This is a genomic window from Fluctibacter corallii, assembly GCF_025751585.1.
Taxonomy (GTDB): Bacteria; Pseudomonadota; Gammaproteobacteria; order Enterobacterales; family Alteromonadaceae; genus Fluctibacter_A; species Fluctibacter_A corallii.
Window position 1 is genome coordinate 696,893 of the sequence record NZ_JAOWKX010000001.1, and the last position, 23,340, is coordinate 720,232.

The following is a 23,340-nucleotide window of genomic DNA, read 5'->3' on the forward strand; positions in this document are numbered from 1 at the left end:
ATTTTTGCCCACTTCTATTACACTTCGCGCAAATTTTTCAATGGAGAAGTAAGTACCATGAAAATCGCTATTTTGGGCGCAATGGATCAAGAGGTTGCGCTACTAAAAGAAAGCTTGTCTGATGTTGAAGTAACAGAATACGCACATTTGAACTTTTACTCTGGCAAAATGCATGGCGTTGAAGTTGTCGTGGTGAAATGTGGTATCGGTAAAGTTGCCGCATCTGTTGCCACCACGGTATTGATTGACCGTTTTGCACCCGATTATGTAGTTAATACGGGGTCAGCTGGTGGATTCGATCAAGATTTGTCTATTGGTGATTTGGTGATCGCAAGTGGTGTTATGCATCACGACGTTGACGTAACCCACTTCGGTTATGAGCTTGGCCAAGTATACGGCTTGCCTGCTGTATTCCCAAGCAACCAAAAACTTATTGAAGCAGCAGAGCACGCAGCAAAAGATGTTGTGCATGTAAAGAGTAAACGCGGCCTAATCTGCACGGGCGACTCTTTCATTGGTTGCGACGAAGCGGCAGGGCGTTTACGTAAACTTGTACCAGACATGAAAGCGGTAGAAATGGAAGGGGCCGCCATCGGCCAAACCTGCTACATGCTAGACACACCATTTGTGGTTATACGATCGTTGTCAGACATTGCTGGCCAAACGTCGACTGTTTCATTCAAAGAATACATCGACCAAGCTGCCAAGCACTCTGCTGAGCTGGTAATGGGCATGATTGCGGAGCTGGCTGAATCAGCCTAACGGAGTTCACATCTTACCCTTAGAGGCGATCATTCAACACCCGCTTTGGCAAACATTATTCGTTATGTTTGCCGTGATGGGTATTGAGCGCCTCTGGCTTTGGCCTGAACGTTATCACCCTCTCGCATTTTTTCGTTACCTTACTCAGCATATTGGGCAAAAAGTGCATCCGTCTGTTGAGCGAAGCCACCAGCAACAGTATATTTCTGGTACTTTAGCGGTTATCGTCATCACCTTACCCACCGTTGTGATCGCAAGCACCTTTGTATGGTTTGCAGAGTTTCCCCTGTTCTTTGATGCGATGATGTTATTGGTTGCCCTTCACTTTCATCCAGTTACGACACATTATGAGCGTATTATTCATGCGTTAAAGGCAAATAAAAAAATGCTGGCCCGCGATACACTGTCCCATATTGTTCTCAGAGAAACAGACAAGCTGTCTCCAATGGGGATTGCCAAAGCTGCGGTTGAAAGTGTGCTGCTGCGATTTTGTTATCAATATTGGGCGGTATTGTTTTGGTATCTTATTTTAGGGGGTGCGGGTGCCTTAGCCTACAGGCTGATATTTGAAATGTCGCAACAATGGAATCGGAAAACCCCGTATTTTGCTCACTTTGGCAAACCAGCTTCAACCATGATGCTGGTGTTATCGTGGTTGCCAACCCGATGGGTGGTATACAGCCTAGCCATTGCAGAAAATATCAGCGGGGCATTCAAAGCCGCTCGAAATATACGCTATCAACTTACAGGGGCGATACGGCAACACACTACCCTATTAGCCATTGCTGGTGGCGCAATGGGCATTCAGCTAGGCGGCCCTGCATTTTACGGTGGTAAAAAAATTCGTATGGCGAAGGTCGGGGGGAGCCGAGAGATCCGATTTGGAGACCTAGCCCGCATACGGTTGGCACTGATGAAAGTCACTGCCATGCTCTGTGTATTTTTGCTATTAGTGTTCGCCATAATCTATGTATTTTAAGGGCGTACTTATGTTCAAAAGGTTAGCATTTATTGCAGCAGTGTTGTTCTTATACAGTGTCAACATAGTTGCCCATGCCGAACAACGTATTGTGTCATTAGCACCTCACCTTACAGAGTGGGTATTCACTTTAAACAAAGAGGCTGAATTAGTAGGCGTTTCAGATTACAGCGACTTTCCTGAAGCCGCCAAAGCACTTCCCAGAGTCGCTAGCCATACTGGCGTTAATTTTGAAGCTTTATTAACACTTAAACCCACATTGGTGTTGGCATGGCATGGAGGAAATCGGCCTCAAGACATTGCCCGTTTACAGGCGTTAGGGTTGGATGTATTCCTATCTTCTCCCAAAACATTAGTCGACATGCAAGAGGAGTTACTCGCGCTAGGGAGTAAGTTAGGCGCTAACGAGCAAGCAAAATACACTGTCGATTCATTGGCAGAACAGCTCAGTAAACTTAAATATAGCATGCAAAAAAAGCCTCGCTATGCGGCCTTCTTTTACATGCATAACGCACCGCTAATGTCAGTTAGTGGCAACACCTGGTCAAACGATTTAATACGTCACTGCAACTTAAATAACATTTTTGAAGACGCAGATACGCCCTATCCACAAGTCAGTATTGAACAAGTGTTAACCAAACAGCCTGCCATTATTATCTCTTCTATGAACCAAAATAAGGATCAAATGAGAGCGCAATGGGGGAAATGGGAGCCCATACTTCATGCTCGCTACTTCAGCGTGAATGCAGCTATTTTTCAACGTTTTACTCCTCGCGTCGTGACGGAATTGTCGCAACTGTGTGAGCAAATTCATTTCCAAAAGTAAAACAAATCGCAACAGCCCTTTGATCATGGCTTTGTTTCTGGCAGTATAAATCGTAACCAGCGCGAGAACCAAAAAAACACAGGTTTACGCCGTGTTTGCCGTTACCGTGTTCACCACGCTCCTTGTACTCTTATTCTATAAGGACAGATATGAACCAAGACAATCACGTTATGGCAACAGGCGACTACAAGGTCGCAGACATCAGTTTGGCTGATTGGGGACGTAAAGAACTCTCAATCGCAGAGGGCGAAATGCCAGCCTTAATGGCAATCAGGCACAAATATCGCGCCGAACAACCTCTCAAGGGTGCCAAAATTCTTGGCTGCATTCACATGACCATTCAAACAGGGGTACTGATTGAAACCCTGATCGATTTAGGCGCAGAAGTGCGCTGGTCTAGTTGCAATATTTTTTCAACACAAGATCATGCTGCCGCCGCAATCGTCGCCGCAGGTGTGCCGGTTTTTGCTTGGAAAGGAGAGACTGAAGACGAATATGAATGGTGCCTAGAGCAAACCATATTGAAAGATGGCGAGCCGTGGAATGCCAACATGGTCTTAGACGACGGCGGCGATCTTACTGACATGCTTCACACTCGCTATCCAAAAGTACTTGAACAGGTTCATGGTATTACTGAAGAAACCACGACGGGCGTGCATCGGCTCTTAAAAATGCTAGATGAAGGCACATTAAAAGTCCCAGCCATCAATGTTAACGATTCGGTGACCAAGTCAAAGAATGACAATAAGTACGGATGCCGTCACAGCCTAAATGACGCAATCAAGCGTGCAACCGATCACTTACTCGCAGGTAAAAAAGCATTAGTGATTGGCTACGGCGACGTTGGCAAAGGCTCATCGCAATCACTACGCCAAGAGGGCATGATAGTCAGAATTGCAGAAATCGACCCCATCTGCGCCATGCAAGCCTGCATGGATGGCTTTGAGGTAGTGTCGCCCTATGTCGAAGGAAAAAATACTGGCAACCGCGACCACATCAACACCGCTCTGCTTGCCAATACAGACTTGGTTGTCACCACTACGGGCAACGTTAACGTATGCGACAAACACATGCTTCACGCACTAAAGTCTGGAGCTGTAGTATGCAATATCGGCCATTTTGATAATGAAATCGACACCGCCTACATGCGTGATAATTGGCGCTGGGAAGAAGTTAAACCACAAGTGCATAAAATCTACCGCGATGCAGCAAACAGTGATGACCATTTACTATTACTGTCAGAAGGCAGGCTCGTCAACCTAGGCAATGCGACTGGACACCCATCTCGCATCATGGACGGTTCATTTGCCAACCAAGTATTAGCGCAAATTCATTTATTTAAACAAGCATACGCATCACAATCTGAAGACAAACAACAAGCGATGATGGCGGTCACCGTGCTTCCCAAACAGCTTGACGAGGAAGTAGCGCGTTATATGGTGGAAGGATTTGGCGGCGTGATTACCACACTAACGCAAACACAAGCAGACTATATTGACGTTGAGATAAGTGGCCCCTTTAAGCCCGACACCTATCGGTATTGATATCTACTATACAACGTTTGCGTAATCTCGCATTAAACATCAGGCTGAGGTGTATGCGCGACGCGTTACACTTCATTCTTGTTTTAAGAAGGTTGCGCTAAAATAAGATGACTTATCGATTAAATCAGGATTACGTACATGAAAGTTGCGCTCGTTATTACGATGCTATTCTCGTTGTTATTGGCTAGCCCGAATACCATCGCAGGCGGCGACAATAGCCAAGCTAATCACGACACGTCCACGCAGTTGCAATCACTCTCGCAAGCCCAGTTTTTATCTCAAAAAGAGCAAGACTGGCTAGTGCTAGACGTACGCAGTGAAGAAGAATACCAAGCGGGACACATCCCTGAGGCTAAAAACATCCCCCATGTTGAATTAAAAGAAGTCATAGCTTCAATATCAGAGTACAAACACAAACCTGTTGTGGTGTATTGCCGTTCAGGTAGACGCGCTAAAATAGCAGCAGATATTTTGCTCGCAAATGGATTCCAAGATGTGCTGCATTTAGAAGGTGATATGAAAGGCTGGGAAGCTGCTGGACATACCATTGCACAATAATATTTGGTAGCCTGATTGGAAAAACAATCAGGCTACATTTATGGAAGTCACTCTTACTACTCCGGCAGTGTTATTTCCTGCTATTTCGTTACTATTGCTCGCGTATACCAACCGTTTTATCGCTCTGGCACAAATTATTCGAAACTTCGACCGAACTGAAGATTCAGACAGCACCCAGAAACAAATAGAAAACCTGCGGGAGAGAATTCAGCTAATAAAACGCATGCAAGAGGTCGGGGTTGTAAGTTTTTTTCTCTGTGTGCTGTCAATGCTGGTATTATATGCCGATTATCGTGTCGCAGGCAGCTGGATATTTGCAAGCAGCTTAATCTTTTTATTGTACTCTTTATGGCTGTCTGTAAGAGAAATACGGATCTCGGTTGAAGCCCTTGATGTGTATTTGTGTAGTCTCAACTTACCCTTTAGAAATCGAAAATGGACCAAATCGAATATCAACAATTAGCCCCTTCACACTTTGAAGGCATTATTGCATTAGGCAATCACGTTCATGGTGACAACTACATCAATCATGAGCAGCTGGAAGACTATTATCAGAAAAGCGTTCAAAACAATATCAACGCTAGCTGGGTCGCCCTGCTCAATGACAAGGTAATTGGATTCAGGCTTACCTTTGCAGCAGGTACATGGACGCTAGACGAATGGTGCAGTACCGACGAGTGGCCAGTAAAAGCAGACGAGGTATGCTATTTCAAATGTAATACCGTCGATGAAATTTGCCGTGGCAAAGGCGTAGGCTCAAAGCTTCTTTCACTGTCTATTGAGAACGCGAAGAAACAAGGCGCTAAAGCAGGTATGGCACACATCTGGATGGCAAGCCCGGGTAACAGCGCATTTAAATATTTTTCAAAATGCGGCGGAAAGGTCGTAAAGATGCACCCAAACAAGTGGCAACCGCTATTTGAAAGCGACGGTTATGTGTGCCCTGTATGCGGAAACCACTGCACCTGCACCGGTGCAGAAATGATGATTGAGTTTGATTAAAAAGGCATAATTTCCTGATGTACGACCCGTTACTTGCGCCCTTTCCTGCGAGCAAGCAGGCATTCCCTGACTCTTATTGGTTTAGCACAGCAAAAGACATCGTCGCGAAAGAAACGCTTCCGATTCTCACTGACACCATCGATGCCGATGTGGCGATTATTGGTGGCGGTTACACGGGGTTGTCTGCGGCCATTCATCTGGCTAAAGCTGGAATAAAGCCTGTTTTATTAGAGGCAAACGACAGCGGTTGGGGATGCAGTGGACGAAATGGCGGCTTCGTACTCGGCGGCACTGGCAGACTAGGCATGTCTGCCATGCAAAAAAAGTGGGGAAATGATACCGCATCCGCGATTTATCAAGAGTTTCAAACATCAATCGACACCGTTCAATCACTGATTGACGAGGGCAACATTGAATGCGACAAAATTGTTGGCGGATACATGAAACTCGCTCACAACGCCAGCATGACACAGCAATTACAGCAACAAGCTGATGCATTATCGGCATCGTTTTCTGAGTCTGTCTCGTTTGTACCCGCCAACGAAGTAAAAAACGGATATATCAATACCAACCTGCATTATGGCGGCTTGTATTACCCAAAATGCTTTGCCATCAACCCATTAAAACTGGCCAGAGGCTATCAAAGATTGGCACTGAGCCACGGCGCGACCTTATACGGCCAATCTCCCGTAAAAGATTGGCAACAATCTCAGGGGCAGCACCAACTTATCACACCACAAGGCCAAGTGAATGCCAAGCAAGTGATCATTGCCACTAATGGTTACACGGGTAATGCCTTGCACCCGTTAGTGAATAATCGTCATTTTCCTGTGATTAGCAGTATTATTGTCACGCGCCCGCTGTCGAGCGAAGAGCTTCAAGCAATCGGCATGAAATCAGGCCTCATGGCCATGGACACTCGTTCACTTAAATATTATTACCGTTTGCTACCCGATAACCGCTTGTTGTTCGGAGGTCGAGGTGCCATCGCGGGTAAAAATGCAGACAAAGCCTTATACAGACAACGATTAGAAACTGGGTTAGCCAGTACCTTTCCTCGTTTAAGCAACATTGACATTGATTATTTTTGGAGTGGCTGGATTAGCGTTTCATTAGATGATTACCCTCGATTGTGGCACAGCGATGATCGTTCCATTCACTATGCAATGGGATATTGCGGATCAGGTGTGGCATTTGGCGCTCAAGCTGGCAAGCGGTTAGCACAGATGGTGACTAATGATAAAACACTGCCGAGCTTACCCTATTGGCAGTCACCGTTAAAAACCTTTCCGTTCGCTGCTATGCGCCGACTCGGTTTAAGTGCGTTTTACGTTTTTGCCAATATGTTTAATCATTAGGTGGAATGATTGCAAAGCAACAGAGAAGACAATTGATGCTCGAAGGCCGGGGGAAGTTAGGCGACGCTGTTTGACGTCGCCTTTTCAGTATTACGCGAGAGTAACACGCGCAAACTTACGTTTGCCGACTTGATAAACAGCCTCACCCGGCTCTGACAATGTCAGCTTGGTATCTTCAACTTTGTCACCATTAATCTTCACTGCGCCTTGCTTTACCATGCGCATTGCTTCAGATGTAGACGCGACCAAACCAGCTTCTTTAAGAAGATTTCCAATTGCCATCCCTTCTGACGACAAAGTGAGTGTGACTTCGGGCATATCGTCTGGAATCGCGTTTTTCTGGAAACGTTGAATAAAATCTTGATGCGCTGCCTCCGCGTCGTCTTCAGTGTGGAAACGTGCAATGATCTCTTTTGCGAGTTCAATCTTGATATCACGCGGATTTTCACCGTTTTCAACACGGGTTTTTAACGCGGCGATATCCTCGATAGGGCGAAAGCTTAACAGATCGTAATAGCGCCACATCAAATCGTCAGAAATCGACATGATTTTTCCGAACATGTCATTTGGCGCATCGGTAATCCCAATGTAGTTGCCCAAAGACTTAGACATTTTCTGTACACCGTCGAGGCCTTCAAGCAGCGGCATCATCAATACAGTTTGCTGGCGCTGCCCTTGCTCTTTTTGTAGTTCACGCCCCATTAACAGGTTAAAGCGCTGATCAGTACCGCCCAGCTCAACATCCGCTTCTAATGCAACGGAATCCCATCCTTGAACGAGCGGATATAAAAATTCATGTATTGCAATAGGTTGCCCATTGGCGTAACGCTTTTTAAAGTCGTCACGTTCTAACATACGCGCAACCGTTTGGCTGGCCGCCAACATGATCATCCCCGCAGCACCCAGTTCGTCCATCCATTCAGAATTAAAACGAATCGTGGTTTTTTCAGGATCGAGGATCTTAAACACCTGCTCTTTGTAAGTTTCCGCGTTGGCAAGCACGTCTTCTTTTGACAACGGCTTACGTGTGACATTTTTACCCGTTGGATCTCCAATCAAACCAGTAAAGTCACCAATCAAAAAGATGACTTCGTGACCCAACGCCTGAAATGTACGAAGTTTATTGATTAATACTGTATGACCCAAATGCAAATCTGGTGCTGTTGGATCAAAACCCGCTTTGATTTTCAGCGGCTTACCTTCTTTAAGCTTGGCAACCAGCTCATCTTCCAACAATATTTCATCTGCACCGCGCTGAATTTCGCGCATTGCATCTTGCCAATCAGTCATTGAACGTCCTCGTTTACCCTTCGTGCCCAAGAAAATGAACGACGACGCACACTTGCGAGATGCCATTCTGAAAACACGAACTTATTAAAAATGTGAATGCACGTATTTTACGCGCCCGCAAGTCATAGATAAAGCAATTAGTTATTTTTTACAATAAGGGATTATGTAGATATATGCCGATTTACAGCTCATATTTTAACCAACCGCTGGAAAACTTGCGCTGTTCGATATATTCTCCAGTTGATGTGGTTGTAAGAGTGTTATTTCACCGTGCTTAAAAATACGATAAAACAGTTACCTATTCCCCATAAATTTATGCTGTCAGGGATTGTCGCACTTTTACTTTTAATGGTGTTTATTCCTTCAGACTCGGTCGAAGCCTCGCGCCATACTGAAGTAAAAACACTGGAGCTGGGAAAGCGCTATCAACTGGACCTGACATTAAGTCAAGGCTCAGAGGCGGATGCCTTGCCCATTGACGAGCAACAAAACTGGCATGCCTTTACCATTCAAAAAGGCGACAACCTCGCAAAGATCTTCAATCGTGCCGGACTAAGCGCGCAAGATACCTACAGAGTGAGCAAAGCAGGCAGTCTTGCTAAAAAGTTGTTGAGTATCAAACCCGGTCAGTCTCTATCTATTCTGAAAGATAGCGAAGGACAGTTTGTGGCGCTGCAATACGCCTATTCTCAAACAGAGACGTTACAGATCTCACACGAAAATAGTGGATTTCAGTCAGAGATATTAACCAAACCTATCGAAACGCGTTTAAATTTCGCTCAAGGCGAAATTAATTCTAGTTTCTGGAACGCGGGCAAGCGCGCCAATATGTCAGATAATCAGATTATGAGTTTGGCAGGAATATTCGGTTGGGATATCGACTTCGCGTTAGAAATTCGCGAAGGCGACCACTTTAATGTGGTGTATGAAGAACAGTTTATTGATGGTGAGTTTATTGGGTACGGCGATATTGTAGCTGCCGAGTTTACCAATCAGGGCGAAACCTTTACGGCTATACGCCACAACGACGGCAATTATTATACGCCTGAAGGACGTAGCATGCGTAAAAGCTTTTTGCGCGCGCCAGTTAACTTTAAGTACATTAGCTCAAGTTTCAGCAAAAAGCGGTTTCACCCAGTACAAAAGCGCTGGAAGGCTCACCGCGGTGTAGACTATGCTGCTAGAACAGGTACACCTGTAGTGGCTGCAGGCGATGGTAAGGTCATTCGTGCTACGTACGATAAGTTTAACGGTCACCATGTATTTATACAGCATGGTGAAAAATATGTGACGAAATACATCCACTTTAGTAAGCGCGCGGTAAAACGTGGTCAACATGTTAAACAAGGTCAAGTCATTGGCTATGTAGGCGCTACAGGCTTAGCGGCTGGCCCGCATTTACACTATGAATTTCTTGTTGATGGCGTTCATCGCAATCCGAGAACAGTATCGCTACCCAAAGCCAAGCCCATCGCTGAAAAAGACAAAGCGGAGTTTAGTCAACTAGCTGCACAGCGCGTTGCATTGCTTGAAAATAACAAGCGCATTATGCTTGCCATGAATTAACGAGGACGCCGATTGGCTCATTTATATCTGGGCATTATGTCCGGTACTAGTATGGATGGAATCGATATTGCGTTGCTTAATTTTAAGCAACGCCCCGCTACCATACTAGATTACGCGACTTACCCTTTTCCTGAAGCACTCATACCCACCATTCACGGCTTGTGTCAGCCTAATCAGAACGAAATTAACACGATGGGAGACGCTGATCGGCAGATTGCACATGCTTTTGCTGACGCGGTAAAGGCATTTCTTGCAAGAAATCAACTCACCTCAGCCGACATTGTGGCAATCGGCTCTCATGGCCAAACGATTCGACACTATCCCGACGGCAACAATGGATTCACTTTACAAATCGGTGATCCGTTTACGTTAGCCTCGAAAACTGACATCGACGTGATTGCTGACTTCAGACGTAAAGATGTTGCTCTTGGCGGACAGGGTGCACCACTCGTTCCTGCGTTTCATAAAGCAATGTTTGCCACCAAGCGATGCAATCGTGTTGTCCTCAATATTGGCGGAATTAGTAATATCACTTATTTACCCGCAGACCAACAAACACCCATTGTAGGGTTCGACACTGGGCCGGGAAATACGCTTATGGATGCTTGGTGTCGTAAACATACTGGCCAACAATACGATAAAAGCGGTGCGTGGGCATCGCAGGGAAAGCCAGATAACACACTATTACAGGCCATGTTGACACTGCCGTTTTTCTCCCAACCTGCACCCAAAAGTACAGGGCGTGAACTATTTAACTTAGCGTGGCTAGAGCAGCAACTCTCTCAATATGGTAATACGCTATCACCAGAATCGGTGCAGGCAACATTGGCCCTGCTAACTGCAACAAGCATTGCTGATCAAATTCATGCACTGCCAGACGTAGAAGAAGTGTATGTATGTGGTGGCGGCGCCCACAACGACTTTCTAATGGAGACCTTAGAAACCTTACTGTATGACTGCCAACTAAATACTACAGACGAGCTTGGTATTGTTTCAGATGCCGTTGAGGCGGCCGCATTTGCTTGGTTAGCTTATGCTCATAAACAGGGTATACCTGGCAATATCCCATCGGTCACTGGCGCGAGTCGAAGCGCTATTTTAGGTGCGAGTTTTTCTGCGTTATGAGTAAACATCCGTCCACCAAACCGCCTCGTCAGTTGGATGATACTGACAAGCAAATACTTGCCCATTTGTACCGCGATGCGCGACTAACAAACAAAGATATAGCAACAGCAGTCGGCTTGGCTCCTTCTACCTGCCTTGAGCGTATAAAACGATTGCAAACTGAAGGCGTGTTAAAATCTTCAAGAGCAGAGGTGGATTTTAATGCCCTTGGCGGCCATATTCAGGCGATGATTTCAGTGAGAATGTCAGAGCATAATCGAGAAACTTTCGATCGCTTTAAACACGATCTATTACCCTTACCAGAGGTTATCAGCCTATACCATATGGGTGGGGAAACTGACTTTTTCGTACATGTTTCTGTTAGTGACTCTCATCATCTACGAGATTTCGTGTTCAATGCCATTACAACTCGTGGCGAAGTAAACCATGTTGAAACATCGTTGGTTTACGATTACGACACCAGTGAAACATTACCGCGTTTCGATTAGAGCACGCTGCCACTTTAAGCGCATCAAGACAATACACAATAGACTAACATTAAAGAACAACGCTAAAAACGAAATAAACTTACACACGCGAGTGCCTATGAAATTATCAATTAATCCTCTTTTCGCTTCGGCATTAATAATTGCCGCAAGTACCACTACCACAGTAAATGCAGCGAATCCTCAAGATGCATTCTTTGAAAAATTAAAAACCTTGTGCAATAAGTCTTTTGCCGGAGAAGTCACAGTAGACAGCTCAAAATCCAGCTCATTTGCAAATAAACCCTTAAAAATGCACGTAAGGACCTGTGAAGAGAATAAGATAGAAATTCCCTTTTACGTGGGAAGCAATGCTTCGCGCACATGGATCATCACCAAATCTGCCAAAGGCTTAACCCTTAAACATGATCACCGTCACCGTGATGGTAGCGAAGATACATTAACGCAATACGGCGGCCACACAATAGATGAAGGCTGGGCACAAGTACAATCGTTTCCGGCAGATGACTTTTCAAAATCCCTCTTCGTAGAAAATGGCATTCCTGATTCTATCGATAACACGTGGCAGTTATACATTTACCCAGACAAGTTCACTTACCGATTAAAACGAGAAGGCCGAGAATTTAGCGCGGTGTTTGACTTAACCAAAACCATCGACACTCCCCCTGCCCCATGGAGCGATCGCAAATAGCCTAGCGTACAAACAGGCGTCTCTGGTTGCCGTCGTCAGCCCGACAACAAACAATCAAAAAAGCCCGGCACCACACAAAACAATGCCGGGCAAACACCTTACTGGGTAGCACTTACTGGGTAGCACTTACTGGGTAAGCATATCTTTCATTGAAGAAACAGAACCATAATGCTGGTTACATACTTCAAGTGCGACATTCATGTACAAACTATCGACCTCATCAGCCGACATAAACTTATCACTGAAACCGGGATGCTTCGGATCAATATGCAGTTTTGCACTGTTAATCATATGGGCGATAAGCTCTTTTACATTGTTAGTACCCATCGCGATACGCATGGTAGTTAAGAAGATTCCAGCTTCTTTCTGCGATTTTGGATCTAGCTCTGAATGGGTGGTCAATGCAGGGCATAAAATAATCGTATTGCTTTGTCCAATACTCACTTGGTGGCTAAAGGCAGGCTCAAGTGCATCGAAGAAACGCAAGAAAGTATCGCGCTCTAGAGATGCGCCTTCCATATCGACCGTAAACAGCGAGCACGGCCAGCCGTGGCGCATTTGGCTTTCACGTAGGTGCGCATTTTTATGCTCAGGTAAGGCGTGACAGTTCACATTAAAATCTGGGTGAGATGCAAGAAAACGGCTGAACACCGTAGTATTGATGACTTTATTCATCATACGCTGTTCTAATGTTTTCATACCGCTTAGTACATCAAACGCTTTTTCGGAGTCAAGGTAAGCACCTTTGATGTAATACACGTCCCAAAACATAGTGCGTGACCAATCATAGCCATTTACACTCTCGCCTTTAGGCTGGAACATTCGATAGGCTTCGCCAATCACTACGCCCGCAGTCGTTGCGCCACTGCCACAAATATCTTTGGTGTAACTATGCATAATAAAATCTGGGCGCTCGTCTTTATCTTCACGCTGCAATGGCTGATGCAGTACAGGAGTGGCTAAGGTAGCGTCTAGCATAACCGTATGATCATGCTTATGGGCCGCTTTACAAATGCCCGCGACATCCAAAACATAACCGTGCGGGTTACAGGGTGACTCAAGATATACGTGGATATGCTTGCCCTTATCAGTTCGGTTTTGATGCTTTTTCGCAACCTCATCTCTAAAGGCGGCAAACTCTTCGCCGGTGTAGCCATCAAACCACTCCAACTGCACATCCATTCTATTCTCACGCGCAAAATAATCTTTTAACAGCTGGAAAACGCCACCGTAAATATTACGAGAAACGATTAACACATCACCATGCCCTAATACATTAGACAGCAGTGCGTCAATAGCAGCCATACCCGAGTTGAAGTTCCACGCCATGTAATCAGCAGCATACGGACCGGCTTCCAGATCAACGATAGCATTGGCCAAAGAGACATTGGTTGGATTAAGCAAACGCGTATAAATTTGATGGGTAAATTCCTTACCCTGGAATGCGTCATCGACCCATTCTGTACAGGCATATACATAAGTGGCCGTTCTCACAATAACTGGGTTGGCTGAAAACAGCGCTGTCACATTATCAAAAAGTGGGTAATGGCCTTTTGTTACTTGTGAACCGCTTTGTTTGTTTAAGCTTTGAAATGTAGCGCGAAAGGGGTTTTGCAACGTATCAAGCACCTTTGCAATCTGGAACGACAAGAACTTTTTCGCATTGAAGTATGCAAGTTTATCTTCTCTGTCTAACCCCTCTAACGTCTCTTTGGTGACGTTCCACAACGTCATCACATCAGTTTGCGCCTGATACATATGAGACGCGGCCTGAAACAGTGCTTTTCCATAATCACTTTCTTTATTGATACCAAAATGCGCTAACTGCTCAGCGGCTAAGGCTTCAACTGACGTCGCTTTTGTAGTATTTCTTTTAGGAGACAGGATTCTCGCCTGCTCGACATGTTGCTTGTTTGTCATGGGTAACATTCCTTTACTGTCTATTTTTCGAATATAATTTGTTATTTACAAAAATTAAACAAATTTTGTTCGGTTAGTTTACAAAGAAAAGGAAACAAATCTTTACTAGACCAAAAAGGATATCAACATGATCAACCTAACTATTCTATCTGGTGATGCTAACGAGTACTTTACGCAGCTTGACGGCAAAGCAGGAATTAATATTATTGCGGCGCTGGAAAACAACCAAGAAATAGACGACGACATTTTTACCAAAACCACGGTGATTCTCGCTAACCCGGACCTACTTGCTCCTGTTGTTTATCGCTTTACTCATCTCAAGTGGGTTCAATCTACCTGGGCGGGGGCCAAGCCGCTCATCGATGTAATGCCACGCTCAATCCCGCTAACAGGTATTAAAGGGGTATTCGGCGTTCAAATGCGGGAATATGTCTTTGCCTATCTGCTGCATTTTTCTCGTCAAATAGACAAAATGACATCGCTACAAAAAGAAAAGAATTGGTTACAGCCCACCTGCTCAACCCTTGCAGGGCAAACGATTGGCATTATGGGAACGGGTGCCATTGGCATTGAAGTAGCCAAGATGGCGAAAGCATTTGGTATGAAGGTGCGAGGGTTTGCCACCACCCAAAAACCTTCACCGTTCTTAGATGAGCAATACACCCTTAAAGAGAAGCTCGCATTTTGTGAAGGCTTAGACGCATTGGTGTGTTTGCTCCCTCATACTGCGCATACTGAAAACATCATCGATGCCGAATGTATGTCAGCATTGCCAGAACATGCTGTTTTTATTAATGCAGGAAGAGGCCAGTGTGTGGATATATCAGCATTAGAGAGTGCTTTAACAGCACATAAGCTCCGTGCTGCTGTACTCGACGTTTTTGTGGATGAACCACTTCCTCAAAACAGCCTGCTTTGGACGTTGCCCAATGCGCATATTACTCAACACACTGCAGCGGTATCACGTCCAAAAGATATCGTAGACATTTTTTTAGAAAACCATGAGAGATTTTGCCAAAACACCGCACTGAATTATCAAATCGACCTCACCAAAGGTTATTGATTGTCGCATCGCTTTAAGTCATAACTGGCGCAGCGCAAGATAACCGCCACCTGTACAGGAATCACATGTGGAACTAAAGGTAATTCAGGGCGTTATGGTTAAGCCAGACCAGAACAGAGCATCACGCACGACCGAAGAATATATCATCTTATCTTTGAGTGGGTTTACCGCTCTTGTGTTGTTCCCCTTTGTGGTACTGCGCTTTTTCACCCAAGATTGGCTATTAGGAATCTTGGACTTCATTGGTGTGTTTTGTGCGCTGGCAGTATTCGTCTTAGTGTACACCACCCACAACACGCGGGTTGCTGGTAAAATACTGGCTGCCATATGTTGCTGCGTATTAATCGCCACGATCGAGCTAAAAGGCAGTGAGCAGTTGAGCTGGTGTTATCCAGCCTTAACCGCCCTATTTTTCTTGCTACTTCCTCGTCAAGCGCTTGTACTTAGCCTTGTCGTTCTTGCAGCCATTGGATTGATGATCTTAGATGAGGTGACAGTGGTTGGCGCGCTACGTTTTTACCTTTCAGCCATCGCAACCGTACTGTTTAGTTTTGTTTTTGCAGGCAGAATGCGGGCACAGCAGTTACAGCTGGTTCATCAGGCTTCGAATGATCCTCTCACAGGAGCTGGTAACCGACGAGCATTGGAACAGAAACTATTAGATCTGATGAGCTTACATCGCCGTCATACGGATACCGTAACCTCACTTATCATGTTTGATATTGACCGCTTCAAGTGTATTAACGACCGATTTGGACACGCGACGGGAGACGACATTCTGGTTGGCCTTATTCAGGTAATCAACCAGCGGATACGTACCACAGATCAGGTCTACCGATTAGGTGGCGAGGAATTTGTTGTGATTGCTGAGCAAACACCGTTGAAAGATGCCGTATTACTAGCCGAAACCCTGCGTACATCGGTTGAAAATGACCCTGTACTTAGCGAGTATAATGTCACTGTATCCGTTGGTACAGCACAATACGCTGAGGAAGAAACCGCATTTGAGTGGCTCGGTAGAGCTGACAAAGCCATGTACCGAGCCAAAAACGAAGGAAGAAATAGTTGCTGCGTTGCTTAGTAACTTGGCTTTATTCGCCTACTTCCCAAGAGTAAGGACCAAAGCGCTGCTCAGTGATTGCCAATCGGCTGGGTGCACCTTCATCTAGCGATCTGGCTTGCTCTGAAGAATGATGCAGTGCGCCCTGTAACGCCATTCGATATGCTTTAACCTCTTGCCATAATTGATTCAATTTTTCATCGTCAGCATCGCCAGTTTGATCTTCTTGCTTGAGTAACACACCTAATTTCTCAAAGCCTCGCTGTAACCTATCTGTCAGGTTTTTGGCATGTAGCTGCAATTGCGCGCCGTGCTTGTTCTTAGGAATAAACGATGCCGCCGAACGTTCTTTTCGGTTGGGATAATCCTGAATAAACTTAGCAATTGTATCGACTGACAATGAGGCTGCATGTTGAAACGTTAATATGGCATCAATATCTGGGCTAGGCGAAGCTGGCTCAGACACAATGAGAACCGTAGGTGTGGCAAAATAACCCGGGTAACCCAGCGCCATTGTTGCATCTCGCCTGTCTTGGTAATAACCAATATCAATAAATAACACTTCAAAGTTATCTTTTAAAACAGGCGCGACCTGAGGGTGAGAGAATGCCACTGACAGTGCGCGGCTGTCATGACACCACGACGCGCCAAATACGACCATCAATGGCTTTCCTCGTTCTTCCGCATTGGTTTTAGCCGCAGTAAGATTTTCCATATATCTTGCATCTTCAACATACGTATATTCTGGTAATGCTTCCTGATACTCGGCTTTCCCTGCGGCAAAACTCGAGCCGGAAAAACCGAGAAGTAAAGAAAGCAGTGTGGCGAAAAATAGGATAGATCGCGTGCTTGTCATCGAAATGGGTCCTTGATTGGCGAATAAAACATCATTTACTTTACTTCAAATGGGCATTGTTTGCGATTTGCATTATCATGAGTACTACCAATGACAACGAGAATTATCATGAATCAGCCTATCGAAAATATTCACCGCTTATCTCCAGACGAACGACTTAACTTCCTGATCAAAGAAGTTAAGGCGCAACAAAAAGTGTGGATTCTGACTGACGAACATGGTTGCGTCATGCTTAATACCGACGATGAAGACTGTGTACCTGTTTGGCCGTCTGAACATTTTGCTAAAACTTGGGCCACGGGTGAGTGGGAAGGATGCACACCGATGGGCATTGAGCTGAACACGTGGTTCGAAAGGTGGACCAGCGGTCTAGCTGAAGACGAAGTCATGATTGCTGCATTCCCTGGCGAAGATGAAGAAGGGATTATCTTATTCCCTGATGAATTTGAAGACGAAGTAAAATAATATTTCACATGAAGCTGACATAACAACCTTATGTCAGCTTCCTTTAATATCAATGCGTTGCATTGCGTTTCCCCTCAACTATTTATCCCCACAGCTCACAATCACTCTATGCTTTAACTAACATAGCTAAAAACTCTGGTCATTTTTTAAACTTATATGACAGTATCAAAGTTAGTATTAACCCTCTGTTTTTACTAGAATTTTATTTTTTACCGACTATTCCTATATACTAGGTTATGAATAGCGACCTATTTTTTTCTCTTCACAACTGTTGAAAAACACTCTATTGTAAATTTGAGGTTAATAAATTAACCCGCATACATTTCCGCTGTAGTCCCGAACCAAGCAGTGCGTGAGAACGGATATGTAAAAACATAATTACATATTGAAGAAAGGAAAATCGACATGGCGTTTAATTATAAAAAAATCGCTATTTGCACAATGGCTTTGTTATTCTCAACCTCGGCTTTGAGTAACGATCATCAACATAAACTTACAGACCTAAAGAACTCCAGAGACAGAGTGTGCGGCACTGAACACCCAAGTCCAGCTGAAGCGGCACTCAAAGAACAGCACTTTGACACACTACGAATTAAATCAGGTAAAAGTGCAGACTTCCAAACAATGCGAGCCGCAGGCTCAGTGACTGTTGACGTCTATTTTCACGTTATCACTGACAACAGCGGCACTGGCATGTTGTCAAATGGCGATATTAATGCACAAATGGCGGTGCTAAATGAAGCCTATGCAGACACCCCATTTACATTTAACTTGAAATCTGTTGACTATACGCAGAATAGCTCATGGTTTAACGCAGGTTATGGCTCTTCGGCAGAAACACAGATGAAATCGGCATTACGCCAAGGTGATGCGTCAGACCTAAACTTCTATACCACCAACGCAGGGGGCGATTTACTAGGATGGGCAACCTTCCCCACCGACTACGCGTCAAACCCTATGGATGATGGCGTTATTGTGCTTTATTCCTCGTTGCCAAACGGCAGTGCAGCACCTTACAACGAAGGCGACACTGGCACGCATGAAGTAGGTCATTGGCTAGGCCTTTACCATACATTCCAAGGTGGATGTAACGGCAATGGTGATTATGTCAGTGACACACCAGCCGAGAGAAGCTCGGCATCAGGCTGCCCAATTGGTCGTGACACATGCCGACGCGGTAAAAATGCAGATGGCGTTGACCCAATCCATAACTTTATGGATTACACCTACGACGCATGCATGTATGAATTTACACCTGGTCAAGCAAGCCGCGCAGACCAGCTAAGCTCGGTGTATCGTAACTTGTAAACACGGACGTCTACGTTAGACTACCTTCAAAATAAAAGCGATGCCGTTACACGCATCGCTTTTATTTTTGCTCACGCTCTTGTCGAGCAATCAATCTTCCCCTCTTAACGCAGCAATACGCTTTTCCAGAGGTGGATGACTAGAAAACAACGCGTGAATTTTGCCTGCGCTAATCGCAAACGCTGCCATTTCGTCTGGCATCTGTGGCGCATTTTGATGTTGTTGCAAACGCGACAGCGCCGCTGCCATATTTTGCTTCCCAGCTAGAGCCGCACCACCAGCATCAGCGCGATATTCTCGGTAGCGCGAGAACCACATAACAATCATCATCGCCAATACACCTAAAATAAGCTCAGCAACAATAGAGACAATCCAAAACGCGGGACCATGTCCACGCTCGACCTTGAAAACCACCCTATCAACCACGTGCCCAATAACGCGAGACAAAAACACCACAAAGGTGTTCATCACACCTTGAAGCAGCGTCATTGTTACCATGTCACCGTTAGCCACATGGCTAACCTCATGAGCAAGTACAGCTTCCACTTCATTTTCGCGCATACTCTCAAGTAACCCCGTGCTCACGGCCACTAATGCATCATTTTTATTCCAACCAGTAGCAAAGGCATTTGGAGATGGATGCTGGAATATTCCAACTTCAGGCATGCCGATACCCGCCTGCGTTGCTTGGCGTTTGACGGTATCGACCAGCCACTTTTCTGTCGCATTAGTGGGCGACTGAATAACATGCACATTCATGGTTCTCTTTGCCATAAATTTAGACAGAAACAATGAGATCATTGCCCCACTAAAACCAATCACAGCAGAGTAAACAAGTAATGCCTGTAAGTTTAGATCCACACCATTTTCAGCTAATAGTCCCTGAATTCCGAATAAGCTAAAGGTAATACTTAACAAGGCCATAATGGCAATATTAGTACCAATAAACAGCGCAATTCGCATCATAGGTGCATTTCTCCCAATAAAGATTTAAGCATGTAGAAAATGGGGGCAATAGTATATCTAGACAAGTACAGCGTAAGACTATTTAAACGTAAGTTCTGTATATTATGTCGCAAAACCTTCAAATTTATAGGAGCTTCAGTTGCTACCTTCGAGGCCTTGGTTTAGCCAACTCATGGCTGCTTTAATATCCTCAAAAAACGCCACTTCGCCTGAAATGAACCAGCCGCCCACTTTAGCAATACTGGATTGCCATTGCTTATGCCCGTAAATGGCGACTTTCTTAAACTCACTGCCGTGCTTAAGGATCATTTTAAAATCGTCCCACGCTGCGCGAAGCTCCCACCCTTCAAGTTCAGACGCATCAATTAACGCAAGTATCTCAGCATTTTTAACTCCTTTGAGGGCGCTGTCTATCATCGGCGTAATAGTTTGATAGTCTTCGTGAGTCAGCTTTCCAGTCACTTTTAAGGTCATATAGAACGTATTGCCAATACGTTCTATTCCAATTGATATGCCGTGTTTTTGCATCTGAGCTTTACTCTATTCCAGTGTAAACTGTTGCAAGGTTTTCGACAGCGTATTTACGTGCAACTTGAGGTCGTCACATAACGCTTCGCACTGTTTAATGTTATGGCTGGTACTGTGGGCAAAATCTGAAATCTCAGTAATATTCTTGTTGATCTCTTCGGTTACCGTACTTTGCTCTTCGGTAGCGGCCGCAACAGAGATATTCGTGTTAGAAATATAGCTTATCTTCTCTGCCATTTTAGAAATGGTTTGACCGGTGATTTCAGCATTCGATACGCTCGACGCTGTTAATGCGCTGCCAGATTGAATCGCATTTACCGTCGTTTTAGCGCTATTATCAAGCTTCGAAATCATTTCATTAATTTCTTCTGTTGATTGGGCTGTGCGCTGCGCTAATGTTCTCACTTCATCAGCAACCACTGCAAATCCACGTCCCATTTCTCCTGCTCGGGCTGCCTCTATCGCGGCATTGAGTGCCAGCAAGTTGGTTTGCTCCGAGATACCTTTAATCACATCCAGTACCGAGCTGATTGATTGAATCTCACTCGCTAGCGTTTCAACCGATTCCACAGAGCTGTCCATTGCAGACTTTAAATGACCAATGTCTTTTACGGTGCTATTCACCACTTTCAAACCCGTTGCAGATTCGCTCTCGGCTTCTTGTGACAATGCTGCCGCATCACTGGCATTTTTAGCAATTTCTTGTACTGTTGCCCCCATCTCATTCACCGCCGTCGCGACCATTTCTGTGCCTTGTTGCTGTTGTGAGGTCTTCTGAGCCGCGTCTCCCATCAATTGGTTAACGGTATTGGTGGCATCATCTATCTGTCGAGATGCATCTCGAATTTCAAGACAAATTCGCTGAAGTTTAGCGATAAACAAATTAACGTTTTCAGCCAGTTCGCCAATTTCCTGCTGCCCTGAAATAGGTAAACGTGCAGTGAGATCACCGCCTCTTTGACTAATGTCATAAATCGCTTTAGATACACGACGAATAGGATCAACAATCTGTTTTGACAACACTGCCACCACGGCAATAAAGATGGCAGCAATCAAAATGATGATCACCAAATTGCTAATAAGGGTTTGATTCAAGTCTTTGTATAATTCTGCTTTACTCAGCTCAGCAACCAAGTACCAATCTAGACTCTTTAATCTAAGGGATGCGACGATAAAGCCCTCGCCTTCGCGTTCAAATTCGTCAATTTTAATGACATTACTTTGAATCAAAGTACGACCAATATCATCCGATCCTACCAGGCTCGATAACATCGCACCAACGGCTTCCTTATCTTTATGGAGCATGACCTTGCCTTCTTTATTTACCAAATATACATGGCCTTTTTCACCAATGCGAAAGCCTCGAATTAGCTCTGTCATGCCCGCCAGCGAACGGCCAATCCCTCCAACTGCTACCGGTTTGTCATTCATTTTAACCGTGTAGTTAATAAAGACAGCAGCTTGTCCTGTAGACTGATCAACATCAACACTCAGCCCATAAGGCACTCCTGAATTGAGGAAGTTGTAAAACCATTGGTCACGCTCAGCTGAGGGAGACAATTTTTTTAAAACGCCATCCACGTTGTAATAGTTGTTACTTACAGACGATACAATAAACGCCGTAATCGCATTGTTTTCCTTTTTAATTTTAGATAAATAGCGAGTTACGCTGTTTAATCTATCTTGCGGTTCACCTTCTTCCACCCAGTCAAGAATATAGGTATTTTCTGCAATGGATTTAGAAATGATCAGCGATTCTTGCAGTTCAAGTTCAATGGCATTCCGGAGTCGTTCAAGTGTTGACGGCAACTCTCGGTCGATGAGTCGCCCGTCAATCAAGGAACGCAAACTAAAGGTAAAGTACAAGGTACTTATAAACAGCGGAATAAGAATGGCCGCGGTCATGCTGATAATTAATAGTGTGCGTAACTTCATCCTGAAAACTCCTAAAATAATAAACGTTGGTTAGTCGAAGCGACTAAAGGCGCCAAACTAACAACAGCTGCACTGCACTTTCATCAGTAGAGTCATCTCCTAACTTATTTCGCCAATACTGATATTCAATCCCCGCATAAATCGTATCTTTGCGATCAAAAATCGCGTGGCCTATATCCCATCTAAACTGTGGCTGGGCAAGTATCCAGTGGCTAACTTTTCCACCGAATTCATTGTCACGACTTCCAATGTATTCAGCGTGTCCTGTGATACTGAAATGTTGGCTTCCCACCGTAAATGGGTAATCCCAGTTAACATCAAACATGTAGCTATTATCTTCTGTCGGCGCTCCCCCTCTGGTAACACCGTCGCTGTCATCAAAATAGGCCGTGACATCCAAATTTAAAAATGCAAAGCCCGGCGCATCCATCGAAAACCGCACGCCAGGAAGATATTTTTTCACCTTTGCATCACCCGAAAAGTTGCCCCCCATTAACAGGCCGATATCGCGTACGGGGCCAAATCCAACGTTATTTCCCGTCATTTTTGACAGGCTGAAATTCAAGTACACTTCGGCGTAAAAATCGGTGTCATTGAATCCATCTTCTTCATCATCGTCTATATAATCTACAAAAAAGAAATTGTCACCGTAATCCCATCCACTGGCATGTTGCAATGTAATCACCGTCGTATCCGCATCGGTCACACCATTTTGAGCAAAAATCGGCACATCTAATGTTCCGCGCTGATAATGCACTTCCGTTGTACTCCAGTTAGCAGCCATTAAAGAAAAAGAAGAAAACATTGCACCAATACAAACAGGTATTGTGAATAGTCGAATCATTATTGCTCCAGCGTGTTGTGTGTGAGGTAGTGTGTATTGTTTTGTAACGCTAATTTGGCTTGTACCCATCTAGCATTAACTAAAAACTAAATATAGTTGATAAACAACGTGTTACCAGAACTTTTAAAAGAAAAAAGAAGATTATTGAAAAAGGCACTAAGAGAAGCGCTTGTAGTCGATATGGTCTATTACAAAGCACCTTGCATTAA

At 44.7% G+C, this 23,340-nt stretch carries 23 protein-coding genes; 16 read left to right on the plus strand and 7 right to left on the minus strand.

The features are described 5' to 3' along the window. The first annotated feature begins 57 nt into the window (after nt 1–57). From OE749_RS03165 to OE749_RS03200, 8 genes are all read left to right on the plus strand, one after another. Complete coding sequence (locus OE749_RS03165) at nt 58–762, plus strand: 5'-methylthioadenosine/adenosylhomocysteine nucleosidase (protein WP_263710897.1); 705 nt, start codon at nt 58–60, stop codon at nt 760–762. Further along, a complete protein-coding gene (locus tag OE749_RS03170; RefSeq protein ID WP_263710898.1) occupies nt 737–1,741 on the plus strand; it encodes a cobalamin biosynthesis protein CobD/CbiB in 1,005 nt (334 codons plus the stop codon). Before OE749_RS03165 ends, OE749_RS03170 begins: the two co-directional genes overlap by 26 nt. Before the next feature lie 10 nt (nt 1,742–1,751). Further along, nucleotides 1,752–2,567: a cobalamin-binding protein gene (locus OE749_RS03175; protein WP_263710899.1), complete on the plus strand. Its 816-nt coding sequence runs from the start codon at nt 1,752–1,754 to the stop codon at nt 2,565–2,567. A 149-nt stretch (nt 2,568–2,716) separates the two neighbouring features. After that, nucleotides 2,717–4,111 carry an adenosylhomocysteinase gene (gene ahcY / locus OE749_RS03180; RefSeq protein ID WP_263710900.1) on the plus strand — a complete coding sequence of 465 codons (1,395 nt, stop codon included), beginning with the start codon at nt 2,717–2,719 and terminating at the stop codon, nt 4,109–4,111. A gap of 138 nt (nt 4,112–4,249) precedes the next feature. Then, entirely contained in the window at nt 4,250–4,669 is a 420-nt protein-coding gene (locus tag OE749_RS03185; RefSeq protein WP_263710901.1) for a rhodanese-like domain-containing protein, read from the plus strand. A gap of 40 nt (nt 4,670–4,709) precedes the next feature. Continuing rightward, complete coding sequence (locus OE749_RS03190) at nt 4,710–5,132, plus strand: DUF2721 domain-containing protein (protein WP_263710902.1); 423 nt, start codon at nt 4,710–4,712, stop codon at nt 5,130–5,132. Then, on the plus strand, nt 5,105–5,671 hold the full coding sequence (locus OE749_RS03195; protein ID WP_263710903.1) for a GNAT family N-acetyltransferase: 567 nt from the start codon (nt 5,105–5,107) through the stop codon (nt 5,669–5,671). The genes OE749_RS03190 and OE749_RS03195 overlap by 28 nt, the downstream gene beginning before the upstream one ends. A 17-nt stretch (nt 5,672–5,688) precedes the next feature. Continuing rightward, on the plus strand, nt 5,689–7,029 hold the full coding sequence (locus OE749_RS03200; protein WP_263710904.1) for an NAD(P)/FAD-dependent oxidoreductase: 1,341 nt from the start codon (nt 5,689–5,691) through the stop codon (nt 7,027–7,029). A 90-nt stretch (nt 7,030–7,119) separates the two neighbouring features. On the opposite strand, the gene tyrS is transcribed toward OE749_RS03200, so the two are convergent. Next, the gene (gene tyrS / locus OE749_RS03205; protein ID WP_263710905.1) at nt 7,120–8,319 is read right to left on the minus strand and encodes a tyrosine--tRNA ligase; all 1,200 of its coding nucleotides are present in this window, start codon (nt 8,317–8,319) and stop codon (nt 7,120–7,122) included. A 270-nt stretch (nt 8,320–8,589) separates the two neighbouring features. On the opposite strand from tyrS, the gene OE749_RS03210 reads away from it, so the two are divergent. The 4 genes from OE749_RS03210 (at nt 8,590) to OE749_RS03225 (ending at nt 12,186) form a co-directional block, all read left to right on the plus strand. Next, on the plus strand, nt 8,590–9,885 hold the full coding sequence (locus OE749_RS03210; RefSeq protein WP_263710906.1) for an OapA family protein: 1,296 nt from the start codon (nt 8,590–8,592) through the stop codon (nt 9,883–9,885). Between the two features lie 12 nt (nt 9,886–9,897). Then, nucleotides 9,898–11,010 (plus strand): anhydro-N-acetylmuramic acid kinase, encoded by a 1,113-nt coding sequence (locus tag OE749_RS03215; RefSeq protein ID WP_263710907.1) that lies wholly within the window; start codon nt 9,898–9,900, stop codon nt 11,008–11,010. Next, nucleotides 11,007–11,498, plus strand: coding sequence for an Lrp/AsnC family transcriptional regulator (locus OE749_RS03220; RefSeq protein ID WP_263710908.1), 492 nt, complete (start codon nt 11,007–11,009; stop codon nt 11,496–11,498). The genes OE749_RS03215 and OE749_RS03220 overlap by 4 nt, the downstream gene beginning before the upstream one ends. A gap of 97 nt (nt 11,499–11,595) precedes the next feature. Beyond that, nucleotides 11,596–12,186 (plus strand): hypothetical protein, encoded by a 591-nt coding sequence (locus OE749_RS03225; RefSeq protein WP_263710909.1) that lies wholly within the window; start codon nt 11,596–11,598, stop codon nt 12,184–12,186. 126 nt (nt 12,187–12,312) lie between these two features. Here the strand turns inward: OE749_RS03225 and OE749_RS03230 are convergent, their stop codons facing one another. Continuing rightward, nucleotides 12,313–14,106: a trans-sulfuration enzyme family protein gene (locus tag OE749_RS03230; RefSeq protein WP_263710910.1), complete on the minus strand. Its 1,794-nt coding sequence runs from the start codon at nt 14,104–14,106 to the stop codon at nt 12,313–12,315. 127 nt (nt 14,107–14,233) lie between these two features. Between OE749_RS03230 and OE749_RS03235 the strand changes: the two genes are divergently transcribed. Together OE749_RS03235 and OE749_RS03240 are read left to right on the plus strand one after the other, a co-directional pair. Then, complete coding sequence (locus tag OE749_RS03235) at nt 14,234–15,169, plus strand: D-2-hydroxyacid dehydrogenase (protein ID WP_263710911.1); 936 nt, start codon at nt 14,234–14,236, stop codon at nt 15,167–15,169. Between the two features lie 67 nt (nt 15,170–15,236). Then, nucleotides 15,237–16,250: a GGDEF domain-containing protein gene (locus OE749_RS03240; protein ID WP_263710912.1), complete on the plus strand. Its 1,014-nt coding sequence runs from the start codon at nt 15,237–15,239 to the stop codon at nt 16,248–16,250. Nucleotides 16,251–16,260: 10 nt separating this feature from the next. Here the strand turns inward: OE749_RS03240 and OE749_RS03245 are convergent, their stop codons facing one another. Then, nucleotides 16,261–17,085, minus strand: coding sequence for a thioredoxin family protein (locus tag OE749_RS03245; RefSeq protein WP_263710913.1), 825 nt, complete (start codon nt 17,083–17,085; stop codon nt 16,261–16,263). Between the two features lie 90 nt (nt 17,086–17,175). Between OE749_RS03245 and OE749_RS03250 the strand changes: the two genes are divergently transcribed. Both OE749_RS03250 and OE749_RS03255 read left to right on the plus strand, forming a co-directional pair. After that, entirely contained in the window at nt 17,176–17,550 is a 375-nt protein-coding gene (locus OE749_RS03250; RefSeq protein WP_263710914.1) for a DUF2750 domain-containing protein, read from the plus strand. 405 nt (nt 17,551–17,955) lie between these two features. Continuing rightward, on the plus strand, nt 17,956–18,858 hold the full coding sequence (locus tag OE749_RS03255; protein WP_263710915.1) for a zinc metalloprotease: 903 nt from the start codon (nt 17,956–17,958) through the stop codon (nt 18,856–18,858). A gap of 90 nt (nt 18,859–18,948) precedes the next feature. Here OE749_RS03255 and htpX read toward each other — a convergent pair whose 3' ends face one another. From htpX to OE749_RS03275, 4 genes are all read right to left on the minus strand, one after another. Beyond that, on the minus strand, nt 18,949–19,824 hold the full coding sequence (htpX, locus tag OE749_RS03260; protein ID WP_263710916.1) for a protease HtpX: 876 nt from the start codon (nt 19,822–19,824) through the stop codon (nt 18,949–18,951). Between the two features lie 135 nt (nt 19,825–19,959). After that, the gene (locus tag OE749_RS03265; RefSeq protein ID WP_263710917.1) at nt 19,960–20,352 is read right to left on the minus strand and encodes a SpoIIAA family protein; all 393 of its coding nucleotides are present in this window, start codon (nt 20,350–20,352) and stop codon (nt 19,960–19,962) included. Between the two features lie 12 nt (nt 20,353–20,364). Further along, entirely contained in the window at nt 20,365–22,287 is a 1,923-nt protein-coding gene (locus OE749_RS03270; RefSeq protein WP_263710918.1) for a methyl-accepting chemotaxis protein, read from the minus strand. A 43-nt stretch (nt 22,288–22,330) separates the two neighbouring features. Then, nucleotides 22,331–23,131 carry an outer membrane protein OmpK gene (locus OE749_RS03275; protein ID WP_263710919.1) on the minus strand — a complete coding sequence of 267 codons (801 nt, stop codon included), beginning with the start codon at nt 23,129–23,131 and terminating at the stop codon, nt 22,331–22,333. Between the last annotated feature and the right edge of the window lie 209 nt (nt 23,132–23,340).

What these genes read in the sequence shown, in the direction of transcription:
- OE749_RS03230 (WP_263710910.1), bottom strand. Translation starts at nt 14,106, where the DNA reads ATGACAAACAAGCAACATGTCGAGCAGGCGAGAATCCTGTCTCCTAAA.
- OE749_RS03220 (WP_263710908.1), top strand. Translation starts at nt 11,007, where the DNA reads ATGAGTAAACATCCGTCCACCAAACCGCCTCGTCAGTTGGATGATACT.
- OE749_RS03255 (WP_263710915.1), top strand. Translation starts at nt 17,956, where the DNA reads ATGGCGTTTAATTATAAAAAAATCGCTATTTGCACAATGGCTTTGTTA.
- ahcY (WP_263710900.1), top strand. Translation starts at nt 2,717, where the DNA reads ATGAACCAAGACAATCACGTTATGGCAACAGGCGACTACAAGGTCGCA.
- OE749_RS03185 (WP_263710901.1), top strand. Translation starts at nt 4,250, where the DNA reads ATGAAAGTTGCGCTCGTTATTACGATGCTATTCTCGTTGTTATTGGCT.
- OE749_RS03265 (WP_263710917.1), bottom strand. Translation starts at nt 20,352, where the DNA reads ATGCAAAAACACGGCATATCAATTGGAATAGAACGTATTGGCAATACG.
- OE749_RS03245 (WP_263710913.1), bottom strand. Translation starts at nt 17,085, where the DNA reads ATGACAAGCACGCGATCTATCCTATTTTTCGCCACACTGCTTTCTTTA.
- OE749_RS03225 (WP_263710909.1), top strand. Translation starts at nt 11,596, where the DNA reads ATGAAATTATCAATTAATCCTCTTTTCGCTTCGGCATTAATAATTGCC.
- htpX (WP_263710916.1), bottom strand. Translation starts at nt 19,824, where the DNA reads ATGATGCGAATTGCGCTGTTTATTGGTACTAATATTGCCATTATGGCC.
- OE749_RS03275 (WP_263710919.1), bottom strand. Translation starts at nt 23,131, where the DNA reads ATGATTCGACTATTCACAATACCTGTTTGTATTGGTGCAATGTTTTCT.
- OE749_RS03235 (WP_263710911.1), top strand. Translation starts at nt 14,234, where the DNA reads ATGATCAACCTAACTATTCTATCTGGTGATGCTAACGAGTACTTTACG.
- OE749_RS03165 (WP_263710897.1), top strand. Translation starts at nt 58, where the DNA reads ATGAAAATCGCTATTTTGGGCGCAATGGATCAAGAGGTTGCGCTACTA.
- OE749_RS03195 (WP_263710903.1), top strand. Translation starts at nt 5,105, where the DNA reads ATGGACCAAATCGAATATCAACAATTAGCCCCTTCACACTTTGAAGGC.
- OE749_RS03190 (WP_263710902.1), top strand. Translation starts at nt 4,710, where the DNA reads ATGGAAGTCACTCTTACTACTCCGGCAGTGTTATTTCCTGCTATTTCG.
- OE749_RS03270 (WP_263710918.1), bottom strand. Translation starts at nt 22,287, where the DNA reads ATGAAGTTACGCACACTATTAATTATCAGCATGACCGCGGCCATTCTT.
- tyrS (WP_263710905.1), bottom strand. Translation starts at nt 8,319, where the DNA reads ATGACTGATTGGCAAGATGCAATGCGCGAAATTCAGCGCGGTGCAGAT.
- OE749_RS03175 (WP_263710899.1), top strand. Translation starts at nt 1,752, where the DNA reads ATGTTCAAAAGGTTAGCATTTATTGCAGCAGTGTTGTTCTTATACAGT.
- OE749_RS03250 (WP_263710914.1), top strand. Translation starts at nt 17,176, where the DNA reads ATGACAACGAGAATTATCATGAATCAGCCTATCGAAAATATTCACCGC.
- OE749_RS03200 (WP_263710904.1), top strand. Translation starts at nt 5,689, where the DNA reads ATGTACGACCCGTTACTTGCGCCCTTTCCTGCGAGCAAGCAGGCATTC.